This is a genomic window from Gottfriedia sp. ABJ_BB2_2 (assembly GCF_055484705.1).
Genome location: NZ_JBVFKR010000046.1, coordinates 1 through 255 on the forward strand (window position 1 = coordinate 1; position 255 = coordinate 255).

1 rRNA gene is annotated in these 255 nt (G+C 47.8%); it reads right to left on the reverse strand.

Annotation, left to right across the window (positions count from 1 at the left end):
* A 23S ribosomal RNA gene (locus ACX6U0_RS21395) occupies positions 1-255 on the reverse strand; the annotation flags it as partial.

A 255-nucleotide genomic window follows, 5' to 3' on the forward strand; every position in this document is an offset into this window, starting at 1 on the left:
CCTACAACCCCAAGAGGCAAGCCTCTTGGTTTGGGCTATCTTCCGTTTCGCTCGCCGCTACTCAGGAAATCGCATTTTGCTTTCTATTCCTCCAGGTACTTAGATGTTTCAGTTCCCTGGGTCTGTCTTCTTTACCCTATGTATTCAGATAAAGATACTACTCCATTACGAGTAGTGGGTTCCCCCATTCGGAAATCTCCGGATCAAAGCTTACTTACAGCTCCCCGAAGCATATCGGTGTTAGTCCCGTCCTTC